General features: G+C 64.7%; 1 pseudogene. It reads left to right on the forward strand.

Features of this window, described 5'->3' with window-relative positions:
- Nucleotide 1: 1 nt before the first annotated feature.
- Nucleotides 2-578: pseudogene (locus ACFFII_RS17455) on the forward strand (transposase); the annotation flags it as partial.

Raw genomic sequence — 578 nt, forward strand, 5'->3', positions numbered from 1 at the left:
GATGAGCAACCTTTTCCGGCTGGCCGATGAGCAGCTGGCGCGGCTGCGGCCCTTCTTTCCGCAGAGCCATGGCAAGCCGCGTGTCGATGATCGGCGGGTGGCTCTGGTGGCATGATCTTCGTCAACCGCGACGGGTTACGGTGGCGGGACGCTCCCCGGGAGGATGGTCCTGCGAAGACGCTTTACAACCGTTGGAAGCGGTGGGGCGACATGGGCGTCCTCGCTTGTATCATGGAGGGGTTGGCCGCGGAGGCCTCCGAACCCGAGACGATCATGATTGATGCCACCTGCCTCAAGGCGCACCCGACGGCGACCAGCCTGCGGTCGAAAAAAGGGGGCGCGGCCGACTGATCGGTCGGAGTTCGAGGGTCAGAAAACGATCCACGGGATCGTTTTCCCGAGAAGGGGCGGCATGAACACCAGGCTGCATGCCGTCACCGATGCCCAGGGGCGGCCGATCCGGTTCTCAGGGGATTGGTCCACTGGACCGATCCCTCATCCTCGAACTCCTGACCGCAGGCCAGGTCAGCGACTACACTGGAGCCGCGGCCTTGCCGGGAGGTTTGCCCTCAGCGGAA

The sequence above is a fragment of the Paracoccus niistensis genome, assembly GCF_042432925.1.
Taxonomy (GTDB): domain Bacteria; phylum Pseudomonadota; class Alphaproteobacteria; order Rhodobacterales; family Rhodobacteraceae; genus Paracoccus; species Paracoccus niistensis.